Source organism: Metabacillus sp. YM-086, from assembly GCF_048059995.1.
GTDB classification, from domain to species: Bacteria; Bacillota; Bacilli; order Bacillales; family Bacillaceae; genus Metabacillus; species Metabacillus litoralis_B.
This window is the reverse complement of the sequence record NZ_JBLUOI010000026.1, coordinates 12,471-27,087: the sequence shown is the minus strand read 5'-3', so window position 1 is coordinate 27,087 and position 14,617 is coordinate 12,471. Positions and strand designations below refer to the sequence as shown.

Genomic DNA, 14,617 nt, shown 5'->3' with positions numbered 1-14,617 from the left:
CTTACCTATAACCATTTTAAACAACATCTAAAAATTCATCGATCGTCAGTTGCTCAAAATTCTCAAAAATATTTTGTCCGGTTTCAAGGAATCTATCTGAAAGTAGGTATCTTCTTACATTTTTAATTTTTTTCTCTTCAACTGAAGTGAACGAATAATTCTGTTCATGTACAGTTACATTTATACCCATTTGTACAATTTGTTCGATAATTTCTTTTATATAATTATGAACCCACCGCCTCATTTTCTTCTTAAATGGGACCGGTAATTGTCCCCAAACAGGATTAATTTTTTCACAAATACTTGTACTATTAAAAGAAAAAGGTTGTGGTCCGATATTTTTACCTATAACACTTCTTATAGAATTTCGAACCTGCGTTTGTAGAATTTCTCCATTTTCTTTCTCTAATTGACCATTAATATCTACTGGAATAATATAAATCAGAGCATTGTTTAATAAAGTTTTTTCATTTATAACCCTATGACTCTCTAACTCCTCTCCATTTCGCACTGATAAGTATAAACCATCTGGTTTAATTTCAATTCCAAAAGTATCATGCTTCATAGCATGTCCCAACGTATCTTTAACTGTTTCACTAATAGATTGCAGAGTTTCAAACATATGTTGTTCTTTTTGTTGATTAACACCATAAATAACTTTTGTATTTATTTTCGCTTTACTTTCTAATCCAAAAAAATTTTTTAAATGATCCAATGGTAAACTCAGGTATCCAGCAGCCTGCCTTGTTCCATGATGTGTCCAATCAACATCAAAGTCTTGGACTTTGCATTCAATTAATAAATATTCTTTATCACTGTCCTTATATAAGACTACTTCTGGTGTCACTGCTCTTTTAGGTTCACATATTCCTTTTAACTTTTTTATACTCCCCAGGTCAAGTGGTATAGTCTTTTCTATTTGTTTTAAAGAATAACCTTGCCTATTAAAATATGGGTTTAAGCTAGAACCTTCCGGGTATGGTAAACTTAAATGTATTAGCAAATTTAGTTGAAATAATGGAGTCAATTCTGTTTTCATAAATCTTTGCCACCTATTACTTGATTTAATATTCCTTCATACGGAGAGTTACCAATATATACATCAATCTGTGGATCTAAGAATTTCTGAATATTAGTTACTAAGCGGTGAATTGTATTCCCGCATGTACCTTTTGGAAGAAATAGAATAAATTCTTCCTTACTTAAATCTAGAACAACATTTTGCCATAAGTGAAGATCTACCCCGTAAATGTGCACCCTTTCTTCACTCACCCTTTTTATTTCACCATAAATTTTAAATGGTTCTCTTCCTTTCGGAAAAGTGTATTCCACAAAATTATTAAATACATAATTATTTAAAGGCTTACTAAACCTAATTGTAACGGGACTTGCCTTAAAAGAATTATCTATTAGATTATTCTTACTCTTTATTTCCTCTACCTCTATCCACGCCTTTTTCTCCAAACGCTCTGTCATATCTTGATATACTGAGACTATTTGTTTCAGTTGCATACGATGATCAGAAAAGCTATCGGAGCGATTTGTAAACTTACCATTTTGATATACATCATGACCACCTTTTCCAACATGACTTGGAAAGCGTAAACTTCCAACTGAGTGAAAAGAAGAGATGTACTGTCTCACTCCATTTAGTTTATGTACTATACCACCTAACTCTTCCACTAATGATACCGACGAAGCTTTATGTTCTATAATCTTTTCTTTATTTAGGTGATCTATTTCAAACATTGAATTAAACTCGAATTTCATTTTTGTAAAACGTTCTGGGGGATGGTATAAAGTAATTTCCCTTAAAAAGTTGTCATACATTTTACCAGAAATCCATAAAGAGTCTAAGGTTGTTGACTTCTTTACATAAGATTGGGCTAGTTGGTCTGAATACTTAGAAGATTCAGTCGTATATAATGTACAAAATCGTGGATTTATCTGCTCGATAAACCCTACTAATTTATTATTTTCATTTAAAGTATATAGTTCCTCATCTATTTGTTTAAGAAAATGTTTTTGGTCACCAAATAAATTCTGAATATTTAAAATTTCTTTCGAAATAGGTACAGACTCAAAAAGGCTTTCATTAAATGTTTCAAACACATATGACTTTAAGAGAGTATTTTTCATTTTATAATTATCAATTTGCTCTTTGGTACTTTGAGAATATTCTTCAAGATAACTAAATATATCTTCTCTAGAATTCCACTTACCTTCCACTCTAACAGTTCCCCCCATGTTATATGATTATAAGTACGAAAAAACCCTCCCCATGTAAAGATGAGGAGGGTTCGTGGGAACGGTGCGCTCAATTGCGCGGAGTGCTAGGACTCAATGTTCCCAAACATTGAATGCGCTCGGTTACGCGGTGCGCTAAGGCACAACATACTATATTATATACTGATACTTTACTACATATTCCATCATATTGCAATATTTTATTCCTCTAGAGTAGCAGCCGCTGTCTGGTATGCACTTTGTTTCAATTGCTCTTTCAATGTTTCAATTTCATCCATTAATTCTTTATTTTTTTGTTGTTCCTCAATTAATTTAATTTCTGCATCTTTAAATTTTTTAAACATATTAGGCATGAAATGCTCCATAACTGCTAAATCAATCCTATCCAATACTTCTGATCTAACTTTTGCATTTTTTCCATCTTTTGAATGTTGATATAAAACCCTATTTTTGTCTACCCCACGAATAGCCTCTAAACAAATTCCACTTTCATGATGAAGTCCATCACTTGAATCAACATCAATATGAAGAGGATCACTATCTCCGTGTTTTCCCGAAGTAATAGGTGCTACAAGAAGTTGCCCTTTATTATTATCAAACAATACTACTGCAGGATGTAAAAATGTTAGTTCTTTGTTAAAATGCCCAAATAACTCAACTTCCACTATATGGCCTCTAGATAGATTTTTCCTAAAGATACGAGGAATTTTTTTTGATTGGTCTAAAACATATCTTTCCAGTCCCATTAACCAACGAATACCATAATATTGGTTTTGTTTCAGTATTACATTAAATAAATCTGATAGTAGTTCATTACTGTCTTTAATTAACTCTAGATCTTCATGCATTTTAGGTATATTTGCACTTGGAGTTGCTTTGAAACCACTTAGTTTCGCTTTGTATTTATTTGTTCTCAATCAGACCTCTCCTACTTCAAGTATATAATTCTAATGCTCCTCTATTATACTCTTATTAACGGAGTTACTTAAAGAAAAAATACAGATAGATAGTATTAGATTAATAACAATTCAATGTTTTCCATCCGTATAGTACTAGATTATTCATACTCCATTAGTTAGGCACAAAAGCACTCCCCCTTCCAACCGGTTGTGTTAGATAGTTATCGCTCCCTTTTCCTCTTGTTCATACCGTACGTGAGACTTTCATCTCATAAAAAGGCAGTGTCTTATATTAACGCAATTAAGGGATTTACTGTATTTGCGAGTTCAGTTTTTATCCTATATTTAATTACACAGCTATTATTGGAGGTGACAAAGTGCTTTTTGAAAAAAATTCACTCTTTGACAAGATTAAAAAGCAAGGAGCCACGGGAAAAGAACAGAGTACTACTACTCCTGTTCCTTCAAAAGCAAAAGTGTGAATGCAAATATTTTACCTAAATTTGGACATAAACTAAACTAGAAATATCATCCAAGAATAGAGAAGTTTGAAAGCTAAAATAGCAATTGATAAATATGAATATAAATGCTATTATTAATGTATCCTAAAATTTTTAAAGGGATGTTTTTTCATCCTCTTAAAATGTGTAACAAAAAAGCGGCTCTTCGGAGTCGCTTTTTTGGCTTTTATTTACTTTTTCATAGACCTTTTAGGTTCTCTTTTACCTGGTCAACAAAGTTTTTAGGACTATTATTTATATAGTATATTCTTTCGCTATTAAAATGTTCTGTTCCCACCAATTGCAAATCTATTTTTGCAGTTGATATCTTATTATCATTGTAAATAAGCTGAAGATTTATATCTTGATCATCCCTTGAAAAGGATTTACCTTCTGCCATATGAGATTCCCAATTCACTTCAATTAATTTTCCTTCTCTATTAATTTCTCTTATCATTTGAAGAATGACATCCTCACTTGAAGGATCGTCACTATACTCAAACATTGATTTAGAAAGGTTCTCAGGTAAAAAAAGTGAAGAAAAATACTCCCTCTCTTCTTCTATCAATGTAGCCGCCATAAAGTCAATCGTATTACCAACAGATTGAAATTCTTCTATAATTTCAACATCATAGTCATAACCAGCCTCATTATGATCATGGCTATGATTATGTTCATCATCTGAAGAATGTACTAAACTCTCGTCTAGTACATTCATTAATTCTTTCCCTTGTGCAATATCAGCCGAGTTAGTTTTAAAAAATAATAAATAGACTCCAGCACCAATAACCATTAAAACTATATATCCAGTAAAGAATAATATAAATCTCTTAATACTTCATCACCTACTAATCTAATTGCAGGAGCCCTGATCCTATTGGATCAATAGCGTTTGATTTATTTGTTGACCAATCCCCTTTACGAATTTCAAAATGAAGGTGTACACCTGTAGAGCTACCTGTTGTTCCTTTTATTCCAATCACTTGCCCTTTTTGAACTGTTTGTCCCGTCTGAACCCTTCTACTACCAGTAACCATATGAGCATAAACCGTAGTATAAGTTTCACCTTCGATATTATGTTTTATCATAATACATTCTCCATAACTTGAAGATGTATAGGACCTAACTACAACGCCATCCGCAGAGGCTACAATAGGGTCTGTTGAAGCATTTGAACCAATATCAATACCAGCATGTAATTTCCCCCAACGAGGACCAAACGGACTTGTGATGGGCCCTAAAGAAGGTCGCATAAATTTTCCTTTGGTTACTTCTGGAGTACCACCAGTATTTGAAGCAAATAATTCTGCATAGTGTACAACCTCATCAACATAGGCATTCGAATGGTTATAGCTATAAATCGCTTTACGTTTATCTTCTAAAAAACCATTATCCTTTAAAAGGTGTGCGGATGAAAAAACTGCATCCCATATGTTCCACATATCTGCCTCACCATCATTATTCCCGTCTGTTCCATATCCTCCCATTCTACTAATATATGAAATGCTCTTTTTATTACTTTCTGATATATTACCTTTACCATTTCCGCTACATGTAGGATCTTGCCAACCAACCCAGGTACAAGGCATGAAGTAGAGTAAGAACCCAGCGCCTTGGCATATTTCTATACTAGGTTTCCAAGAACTCCTCCCCGAACCGTACGTACACCTCTCGGCGTATACGGCTCTCCACCTATCAATCTAACTTACCGTTGTGTAAATCGAGATGACACTTCTTACAGAGCGCAATCGTCTTACGGTTTCGTTCAATCATACGCTTTTCCCATCTTTTTTTGCCATCAAGGTTTTTTAGTTTCTTAATGTGATGGATTTCTAGTTCTACATTTTTTGAGTAACACCATTCGCATTGACCTGCAAGTAATCTTTCGATTAAACCTGTTCGGTTATAAATAATTTTCCTTGTTTTAGAAATCACATCAACATCAGAGTATGAAGATGGGAGTAATTGTTTTTTGAATCCATCTTTATAGAAATAAGCAATTTTACTGCCGTTGGCAGTATCATACCTTACCGAAAAGTCTCCGTTTATACTGTATTTTCTATGAATTTTTCTTACACTTGATTTGTATTTATTAGCGAAAGTTTTGTACATGCTGTATTCCATGATGAATTTGAATCCATCTAGCTTATATACGTTATTCGCTAGTTTGTAATAGTTATACAAACCCCTTATTTCAGCATTATAGATGGTCAATATTTCAAGGTCATCATTTTGTAAAAGATGTGCTCGATGTGTAGACTCCCATTTGTTTGTTTTTTTATCTATTTTTAACGCTTTATATTCGATTAATTTATTACGCCAAACTTCATGAGGTAGTAATAGTTCACAGCTCATTGTTCTTGTTCTTTGTTTATGTCCACTAGCCGTGTATTTTGTCGTTTTATTATCATGACTAATTTTGATGTCATATCCAAGAAATCTTGCTCTTTTACTAGAATGAGTAATGAGAGTTTTTTCTTGAGACAATTCAATTTTCATTTCTTGATTGAGAAAATTACTGATGTCATGTTTTATTTGCTGACAATCTTTTTTACTACCAATAACCCCAATAATGAAATCATCGGCGTATCGCACGTATTGTATTCGTTTGTAGTTTTCGTCCATAGGGTCTTTATAGGGTAATTCCATCATGTGATTTTTCAACTCGTCCAAGTGTTGACGTGCTTCTTCTTTTTCTATTTCATCCATTTCAGACCATTTCTCTTTATACCTAGCATTCGCACGGTAGAGTCTGGCTTCACGTGTACGATACTCTTGTCTTCTTCCTTTTCCTTTATCAAAGTTCTCCTTGTAAGACATGATAAATTCATCAAGTTCATGTAAATAAATATTTGATAGGATTGGACTGATAATACCCCCTTGCGGAGTACCACTGTACGTTTTGTGATAGTGCCAGTCTTCTAGATAGCCAGCCTTCAGAAACTTCCAAATCAGATTGATGAATTTCTCATCTTCAATTCTTCTTTTAAGTAGTGCTATTAACTTGTGATGATCAATATTATCAAAGAAACCTTTAATATCTCCTTCGATAAACCATTTTGCTCCGGAAAATCTGTCTTTTACTTGCATGAGTGCTGTATGACAGCTTTTTTCTGGTCGAAACCCATGAGAATGTGGAGAAAATGTTTTTTCATATATCGCTTCGACTAACAACCTTACTACTTCTTGTACGAGTTTATCTTCGAAAGATGGTATGCCTAATGGTCTTTTACCAGTTTTCTTTTTTGGAATGTATACCCTTTTGGACGGTTTAGGTTGATAACTACAATCTTTCATACTTTCAATTAATCGTTCTATACGTTCTAGACTCATCCCATCAATGGTTTGTCTATCGACACCTTGTGTCATATTGCCTTCTTTCGCATAGATCTTAGTGTAAGCCATTAAATAGAATTCCACATTATACAAATTTCGATAGATTCGTTCAAATTTGTAGTTTTCGCGTGTTGATTGTTTTGCTAGACTGTCTAACACAGTGTTTGGACTTCTCATAGAGCCTCACGCTCCTTTCCAATTTTAGTTAGACTTGATAAGCTGTTCTCCTTCGCCATGTGATGGGCTTTCCCCACCTCGGACTACTACGAGAACTCCGTTACCATATCAGATATTCAGATACTATTTATCATAGCTTTTTATTAAAGCATTCTGACGTAGGTAATCACCATTTAGTACATATAAGAACAAGCACGATGTAATGTCGGATATGACGTTCGCCCTTTACTACTGATTGTAGTTGGTCAACGATAGACTACGCACAGCTGACATGCAATTCATCAGTGTGTATTTCGTAATGAGCCTACAATTAACTCATTCGTTTCGTTATATGACGTACATAACCATCTTCCGTCATAGGTGGGTCAATAATCCCCTCGGACTGTCATTAAGGCAGTTTAGCTTTTATCCTCGTTTACCTCTTTTCACTTCGCTACTCAGTCGTATCGCGATGATTCGATAACTTATAGCTTTCCAAACATGCTACACTCCCCGATTTTGGTTTCCCTCACGGATAAGTTTGGTAGTGATAGGCGTTGTAGTCTTGCCTACTCCTTGCTAGAGGAAATTTCTTATATGACCTTATGGTCGCACCTGCATATGCCCTTCAGCTCCCACGTATGATATCATTGGGTCCATAGTTGAGAATCGAGTTTCAATAAAATGATGTGCCGCTAGATAATTCCAGTCAACTCCATATTTTTTATTAGCAGCTATATATATTTCCATATATTCTTGTGGAACCATCATACCCATTCCATTTTCTATAAAGACATCGAAATAAGATCCGGTATATCTATCCATATGAATACCATTTTCTATAAGAGAGGCTACCAATAAATTGATATCATCATCTTTAAATTGTAGTGACGTAATTGTACTGTCAAACTTCTCGTAATTCTTTATATTATTGACAGTATCGAGTTGCCACTCCTTAACCAGCCGCTTATAAGTAGTCGTTTTTGTATTTCCTTCTTTGTTCTCACTTTGCTTTGAGAATTCTCCATTAACATCAACTTCTTTATAATAAAAAGTATCAAGAGTATTCCAAGCATGAGCGGATTTTAAAAATTCCCTCTTTACAGTTTCTTTTTCAATAACTGTTTCGGTTTCAATATGTTTATGTTCCTCTCTTTCAGAACAAAATGCACTTGAAATTTCCTCCCTAGTTTGACATCCTTCGGTTCCCATATTGGGATAAGTGTAGGTGGTTACTTCGGTTTCTATCACCTTTTTTATCTCATAAGTATCTTCATGGGTTTCATATTCAAAATCTGGTGCAAGCCCGTTAACAATTGGTTCAGGATCAATTTCCCAAGGCTGTTTATCTTCCTTTAATATTCTAACTGCATCTATGGCAGTAACTAATTTAAAGGGAGGTCTATATTGCTCTAACTCACTAGAATCTAGAATTAGTTGATTAATCTGTTTCTTTGCTTCTTCCGGTGTGATAGGTGAATCATCACCGAACCATTCAAGACTAGGAGCAACTATTAAAATTGCACCACCGATAATAGTAATAACTAAAAATACTATAGTACCTGGTATTCCTATTAGTGCTACAAGACTAAGGAAAGCCTTTAATAAAAGTTTACCTATATATAAAGCTAATTTCTTTAAAACTTTTAAAAGTACTTTCCTAATTACTTTCTTTACTAACTGTTTAACTTTTCGTTTAGCATATTGTTTGGCATACTGCTTAGCATTTTCTTTCGTTTTTTCCAAAGCATTCCCCATCTATATAACCTCAATCTTTCTTAGGAGGGAAATTATTGTTATTTGTAGGTGGAACTATTGGTTTGTTAGGAATTAATGTTGAGTTATCCCCTTTATTAATTTGGTTATTGTTAGGTACTATCGGTTGAGTTGGTGGTACTTTCTCACTCTTATTTGGCATTGAACCCTGTTGATTCATATTAGGCAAAGGTTGCTCATCTATTTTAGGAATCAAATTAGTTCTAATTGGTGGTTCATTTGAATTTACCTCTGACGTATTACTGTCGATAAACGTGCTAACATGTGGAGTTTTCACTGAATTATCAACCTTAAATGTTTGAACGTCCATTTTTCCATTATTAGGACTTTGCACTTGTTGTGTAGCATACTTTTCAGAAGTAGGATTTATACTTATAACACCCGTATCACTAGTTGTAATCTTATGATCCTGCATAACCTTAGCATCTTTAGGTAGACTCGGATCTCCCGGACCGTAATTAGATATAGGTGTAAGAGTATTGTTTGGACCTTTCTCAGCTAAATAACTTCTATCCCTTTCTGTAACAACTGAGTAGTCTGCGCCTTGATCAAGTCTACCAAGTTGCGGATTTGCTACACCTTTACCCATTACACTTGTGGCAGCATCTGCCCCCATTTGATAGCCAATACCTCGACCATAAAGAGCTTCACCCATGACACCACCTGCACGCTGTAAAGTTTCTCTACGAGCCTGTGGGTTGTTTCTAAACTGGGGAGAAACCATTGCATCACCTGTTGCTCTCCCAAGGTTACTTGCAACAGTTCCAACATTACGCCCAGCTTGTTGCAATGGGTTTATATTTTGCTCACGAGATTGCTCACGAGTCATTAATGGATTTTCCTCAAAATTACCTTTTAATGATTGACCAAAGTTCTTTGCTTTGTCAGTCATTCCTTTACCGACACCAAAACCAACGACTCCAGAACCATATCCAGCACTTTGTCCCATATTGGCACCCGCTTCAGCCATAATGTGTTGACCAAAAGGACTTACACCTAATCCAGTTGCATTTCCTCCCATTCGCCCTATAGCTGATCCAACCCCACCTGCAACATGCCCAACCGTTCTCATACGTTGAGTGAATTTACTAGGATTTGAACTAACGTTTTGAACAGCACCTCCATATTGACGCTCCTCATTCATTCCCATCATAGGGTTTAAGGAATTCATTGCACCTCCAGATTTTCCGTTGTTCATGGCCATCATAGACATTCCAGCGTTTCCTTTACTGCTTTGTCCTCCTTTCCCTGAAGATCCTTCAAATAACCCTTTACTCTCTGCATAACCATTTTTAACTCCATTCTTTATGTCACCTACCGCTTTAGCTCCATGCATAAGAGAACCAAAGCCGGCAGCAGTACCAATCATGGCTAACTTTCCACCACTCTCAGAAGTAGCCCCCATTGCAAAACGTAGCGACTCTGAAACTGGGATAAAGATAGATAAAGCAATAATATATGTCAACCAATCTGTGTTGCTATCAAACAACCAGAAATACAACCAAAATATTGCTGCATGAATTGTTTGAGCAATTGTTTGTGCCCATAGCTCCTTCATAGCATAGCTTGTAATACCTTGTAGCTTAGGAAAAAATATAGTTGATATCCATACAGGTGCTAGAAGTATTAACCCGCTAATCATAATTAAGCGTTGAATATAATAAGCTTTAAACCAAATTGAAACTCCTAGAGAGAAAAAGGAAACGATAGCATCCTTTATCCAGTTGTCACCTTCTCCAGAAGATAGGTCAGTAAACTCAATCTTTTCACCAGCTGTTTTTCCATCTTGACTAGTCAAAACAGTAGCTCCTAAATCTCTTAGACTAACTGGATCAGTAATACCCGTTTCGAACATTTGTACAAAATAGTGATTTAATGTAAAAAATGAATTAACAAGCGGGAAGAACTGAAAAAGTAAAACAATTCCCAAAATAACCTTCAAAAAATTATCTGTTATATCGGATTTCATACTTGAGGAAAATTTGGCATATCCATGTTGAATCCCCATCATGACAATAGCACCACAGAGTAAGAAACCAACAACAAACAGCATCATGTTAAATCCATTATATATAGCACTGTTATACTGCTCCTGTGTATACAATCCCCATATCTTCCCTGCTCCTTGATAGAAAATATAATAAGCGGGTTCATGTAGTCCTATGAATGGCTCTAATATCCATTCAAATAGTTTTGAAAACATGAAAGCAAACGGCTTTTCGTACCACTTACTTTCAGCAGCGTGTGCAGCTGAACCAGGGAAGAACATCAACAATAGGATCAAAATGAACGCAATTCTTCTATTCTTATCTGATTTTAACTGTTGTTCAAGTGTATTTAGCGTCATACTAATGACGCCTCTCTAACTTCTTCTTCCTGCTTGTCATACTCTTCTAAGCCTGGCAGAAGACCATTATTGATTAGATAGTCCGTATCAGTATCAATAAACCCACGCATTTCATCACTAACTTGTACTTTTACATATGCAGAAGATCCACCAACACGAAGGATTCCTTCTCCTTTAGTTTGGGAATCTTCTGATTCAGCAGGCTTACGACAAATGATTTGTAGTTCACCCTCAGACAAGTTAAAAATTGACTGCAATTTTCGTTTTTCCTCATCATCAACTGAACCTAATCGAAGGAACAATGCACTTGTTGCTTGCTTTACAACTGCTTGTCCATCTGAATCTTCTAAGAACGGATTTAAATCCTGTGTAATAATATCTACACCCGCCTGATACTTACGACTACGGCGTGCTAATTCCTCTACGAATTGCATAGCACCATCAATTCTTTTCATTCTCCATGCTTCCTCGATCTTCAAGCGTTTTTTAAATCTACGTAAAGAAGGCCTCTTAACGAAGTATTCCCATCCTAATAGGGTAAGGACATGCATGATAATGTCGTATATATCAGATCCTTCAACAGCTTTCATGTTAAAGTTTACCCAACATATATCATCAAGTAGGTTATCGATTTTCTCTCCATTAAACTGGGTTTCACCATCGAGAATTTTTCCATCTGGTCGATCTCTTAGGTATCCTCTTAATACCTTAATTAATCTTCTCGCATCAGGATCAATAATTTCTTGATATGAAAAATCATGCAGATTATAACCTAAGGTTGTATTCTTTAATATCTGTTTATAGATATCAGATAGGGTAAATTCAGGTTTACGTTGTTTTTTATACGTAATATCTCCATTTGATAATCTAACTGGAGTTTTTTCATTTTCATACAGTGATTCTGGATTCTCTGTAATACCCCATTCTTCAATTACATCCATAATTGCTTTTTTTAATAATTCCTTTTCAAGTGAAGAGATTCCATCTAACAACTTATTGTAGAACGTTATTAATCTACCGACTTTTGAACCTATTGGTACGATAACTTTTGAAACTCTTCTTCCATTTGGTAAAGTCTGTTCAATTTCTTCTTCGGTCAAAGCACAAATATTAATTGTACAAGATCCACCTTCACGTATCTCAACCTCTTTTCCGCCCATAAGTACACATATAGGTCCATTCTCCCCATCAGGATCAATACTAAAGATCCGATATCCTAGTAATACTTGTGAACTGGAAATATACTTGTTACTGAATGATTTACCAGAACCAGAGGCACCAACTATAAGAGAAGAATAGTTATCTAAGTAAGGGGCAAATACATTTAAAAATTCCATATTTTGATTGTGTAAATTCGCACCAACAGGTACACCACCGCTGAATGGAATTTTAGAAGAATAGAATGGAGAAGCAGCAACAATTGAAGTCCTATCAAAGAATCTTCTATCAACTGTTGCGGTAAGTCGATTACCCGAGAATGGTAGAGCTGATAACCATCCATCCTTTTGGCGAGCGTACAACGGTCTCAGATTATGTTCGTTATGTTCTAAGGTATCTTGGATTAACATTCCTATGTTATCAAGGGTCTTGTCGTCCTTTGCAAATAACGTAACAACCATTGTACCTAAGAAACCATCATTGTAACCATCACTAATCTCATCCAGCAGGCGTTCTGCGTTTGATCTTGCTTTTAGAGCTTCGTTTTCCTCAATATCGTTTCCTGACTTTCTCGCTTGAATAACACGAGAACCTTCGTCTGTAACTGCATTCTTATATTTACGAGTCGCTTGGTTTTTAGTGAGTTTAGTAAGGTGAAACGTTATATTACTAGCTCCTGCACGATACAATGTCTCTAATTCTCCTGTAGATATAGAGGTATTACCAAAATCTAAAATGTAGGACCTAGAAGAATATTCTGCACCTGCTCTTTGGTCACATTGGTATGCACGATCTTTAACATGTTCAGGAAAATGCACACCTGCTGAACCAATTTTATCGAAATAACTTTGTCTTGCTACAGCATGTAAATCCTCTTTAGCTTTTTTCCCTTTTTTACTTGCTCTCCTCTCTTCTTGTTCTATATCTTGTTCTTCTATTAATTCAGGCGATGAAGCCTTCTTCTTTTTAAATAGCCCCATACTCTGTTGTCTCCTCTCCATATTCTTCAAATCTAACTTTAGGTTTTGATTCTTTCCCCATAACAAATGGTGATAAAATACCTTCTTTCTCAATAAAACGGTTGAAATGTTCAATGCTCCCTGTTTGTTTATTTACTGAAAAATATAATGCCTCATAAAGCTGTCTTTCAGAACAGATCTTACTTCTTCCGCCCATATTGGCATAGTTACGTACAATAATTTGAGCAACTCGATTGAATTCATTTCTTACCTTTAAAATAATTGAATCTTCATCTAGATCTTCTAAGAGCTTTTGGTCGTAATAAAGGTCAACAGTAAAATAAGTATGGTAATCAAATTCATCTACTGTTTGTTGCCAATATTCCATGTACGGAAAGAACATCGTTTCTCCATATCTCTGTGCAATCGGATTTAATTGTTCAAATGACTCTTGGTATGGTTTTAATTGTTCAGACAAGTCAATTGGTCTCGATTGAATATGAATCCCTACGTTAACTTCACGACCTGGCCCTAAGTTAAGCTGCGCTAATAATTGCTCATAGGATAAATCAGTCGTTTGTTGTTCGCTCATACTTCTAAGCAAATAGTTAATTGATTCAGTTTTAATTAACCCTATAAAGTGACGGCTCTCACCTGCTTCATTTAGCTCTACTACCTCACCATGAATACCTTTAACTCCAATTAATTCTTGGAAGTTCACTTTAAGTTCTTGTGTGTTTGCAGCACTTCCTCGTTTTTTTCCTGAATTAACATTCTTTTTAGACTTTCGTTTTTTAAACGGGTTAAAAGGATATGGTTTTCCCATGATTGGATAACCGAAGAAATATACCACAAGACCTATTAGTACAATCATTATTAAATTAGTTAACATTTGTTATTGCCTCCAGATACCTGTTTGAGATTTCTTAAACTTCGCAAGAAATATAAGATGTTGATCGTAGTAGTATCCTGATTTTCCATTCTTTAAAAATGCCAAAATCAGAAAGGGTGCTGTTATTGGCAAAGTCAATGCACAAAGAACAAATCCAACAATAAATGTGAATCTTCCTGAAAATAAAATCTCTGAAGCTATTGATAGGTAAACTAATGCAGCAAATAAAATGTAAGTTGCTTGTCTCCACGAAACCCCTCTAATGCTTTTCCGTTCCGCTTCAGTATTAAACGGCATTCTAGTACGCATATAAATTCCTCCTACTCTTTAAAAAAAGACCTTACAAG

General features: G+C 35.0%; 11 protein-coding genes. All 11 read right to left on the bottom strand.

All coding sequences use genetic code 11. From position 1 onward, the window contains the following. Nucleotides 1-16: 16 nt before the first annotated feature. The 11 genes from ACEWK1_RS12775 to ACEWK1_RS12725 all read right to left on the bottom strand — a co-directional run bounded on the left by ACEWK1_RS12775 (nucleotide 17) and on the right by ACEWK1_RS12725 (nucleotide 14,579). Nucleotides 17-1,039 carry a hypothetical protein gene (locus ACEWK1_RS12775; RefSeq protein ID WP_212137988.1) on the bottom strand — a complete coding sequence of 341 codons (1,023 nt, stop codon included), beginning with the start codon at nucleotides 1,037-1,039 and terminating at the stop codon, nucleotides 17-19. After that, nucleotides 1,036-2,229 carry a hypothetical protein gene (locus ACEWK1_RS12770; protein ID WP_251406673.1) on the bottom strand — a complete coding sequence of 398 codons (1,194 nt, stop codon included), beginning with the start codon at nucleotides 2,227-2,229 and terminating at the stop codon, nucleotides 1,036-1,038. Before ACEWK1_RS12770 ends, ACEWK1_RS12775 begins: the two co-directional genes overlap by 4 nt. A 218-nt stretch (nucleotides 2,230-2,447) precedes the next feature. Then, on the bottom strand, nucleotides 2,448-3,164 hold the full coding sequence (locus ACEWK1_RS12765) for a type II toxin-antitoxin system PemK/MazF family toxin (protein WP_251406671.1): 717 nt from the start codon (nucleotides 3,162-3,164) through the stop codon (nucleotides 2,448-2,450). A 681-nt stretch (nucleotides 3,165-3,845) separates the two neighbouring features. Continuing rightward, nucleotides 3,846-4,439, bottom strand: coding sequence for a hypothetical protein (locus ACEWK1_RS12760; protein ID WP_212137986.1), 594 nt, complete (start codon nucleotides 4,437-4,439; stop codon nucleotides 3,846-3,848). A gap of 55 nt (nucleotides 4,440-4,494) precedes the next feature. After that, complete coding sequence (locus ACEWK1_RS12755; protein ID WP_098796791.1) at nucleotides 4,495-5,235, bottom strand: M23 family metallopeptidase; 741 nt, start codon at nucleotides 5,233-5,235, stop codon at nucleotides 4,495-4,497. Nucleotides 5,236-5,341: 106 nt separating this feature from the next. Continuing rightward, nucleotides 5,342-7,159 (bottom strand): reverse transcriptase/maturase family protein, encoded by a 1,818-nt coding sequence (locus ACEWK1_RS12750; protein ID WP_212137985.1) that lies wholly within the window; start codon nucleotides 7,157-7,159, stop codon nucleotides 5,342-5,344. 582 nt (nucleotides 7,160-7,741) lie between these two features. Further along, complete coding sequence (locus ACEWK1_RS12745) at nucleotides 7,742-8,884, bottom strand: hypothetical protein (protein ID WP_212137984.1); 1,143 nt, start codon at nucleotides 8,882-8,884, stop codon at nucleotides 7,742-7,744. 22 nt (nucleotides 8,885-8,906) lie between these two features. Beyond that, complete coding sequence (locus tag ACEWK1_RS12740) at nucleotides 8,907-11,261, bottom strand: hypothetical protein (protein ID WP_212137983.1); 2,355 nt, start codon at nucleotides 11,259-11,261, stop codon at nucleotides 8,907-8,909. After that, nucleotides 11,258-13,399, bottom strand: coding sequence for a VirB4 family type IV secretion system protein (locus ACEWK1_RS12735; RefSeq protein WP_212137982.1), 2,142 nt, complete (start codon nucleotides 13,397-13,399; stop codon nucleotides 11,258-11,260). The genes ACEWK1_RS12740 and ACEWK1_RS12735 overlap by 4 nt, the downstream gene beginning before the upstream one ends. Further along, nucleotides 13,386-14,270: a hypothetical protein gene (locus ACEWK1_RS12730; protein WP_212137981.1), complete on the bottom strand. Its 885-nt coding sequence runs from the start codon at nucleotides 14,268-14,270 to the stop codon at nucleotides 13,386-13,388. Before ACEWK1_RS12730 ends, ACEWK1_RS12735 begins: the two co-directional genes overlap by 14 nt. Before the next feature lie 3 nt (nucleotides 14,271-14,273). Further along, nucleotides 14,274-14,579, bottom strand: a complete 306-nt coding sequence (locus tag ACEWK1_RS12725; RefSeq protein ID WP_212137980.1) for a PrgI family mobile element protein — start codon at nucleotides 14,577-14,579, stop codon at nucleotides 14,274-14,276. Nucleotides 14,580-14,617: the final 38 nt, after the last annotated feature.

Coding starts and splice junctions, on each gene's coding strand:
- ACEWK1_RS12775 (WP_212137988.1), bottom strand. CDS start 1,039: ATGAAAACAGAATTGACTCCATTATTTCAACTAAATTTGCTAATACAT.
- ACEWK1_RS12760 (WP_212137986.1), bottom strand. CDS start 4,439: ATGGTTATTGGTGCTGGAGTCTATTTATTATTTTTTAAAACTAACTCG.
- ACEWK1_RS12755 (WP_098796791.1), bottom strand. CDS start 5,235: ATGCCTTGTACCTGGGTTGGTTGGCAAGATCCTACATGTAGCGGAAAT.
- ACEWK1_RS12750 (WP_212137985.1), bottom strand. CDS start 7,159: ATGAGAAGTCCAAACACTGTGTTAGACAGTCTAGCAAAACAATCAACA.
- ACEWK1_RS12740 (WP_212137983.1), bottom strand. CDS start 11,261: ATGACGCTAAATACACTTGAACAACAGTTAAAATCAGATAAGAATAGA.
- ACEWK1_RS12735 (WP_212137982.1), bottom strand. CDS start 13,399: ATGGGGCTATTTAAAAAGAAGAAGGCTTCATCGCCTGAATTAATAGAA.
- ACEWK1_RS12730 (WP_212137981.1), bottom strand. CDS start 14,270: ATGTTAACTAATTTAATAATGATTGTACTAATAGGTCTTGTGGTATAT.
- ACEWK1_RS12725 (WP_212137980.1), bottom strand. CDS start 14,579: ATGCGTACTAGAATGCCGTTTAATACTGAAGCGGAACGGAAAAGCATT.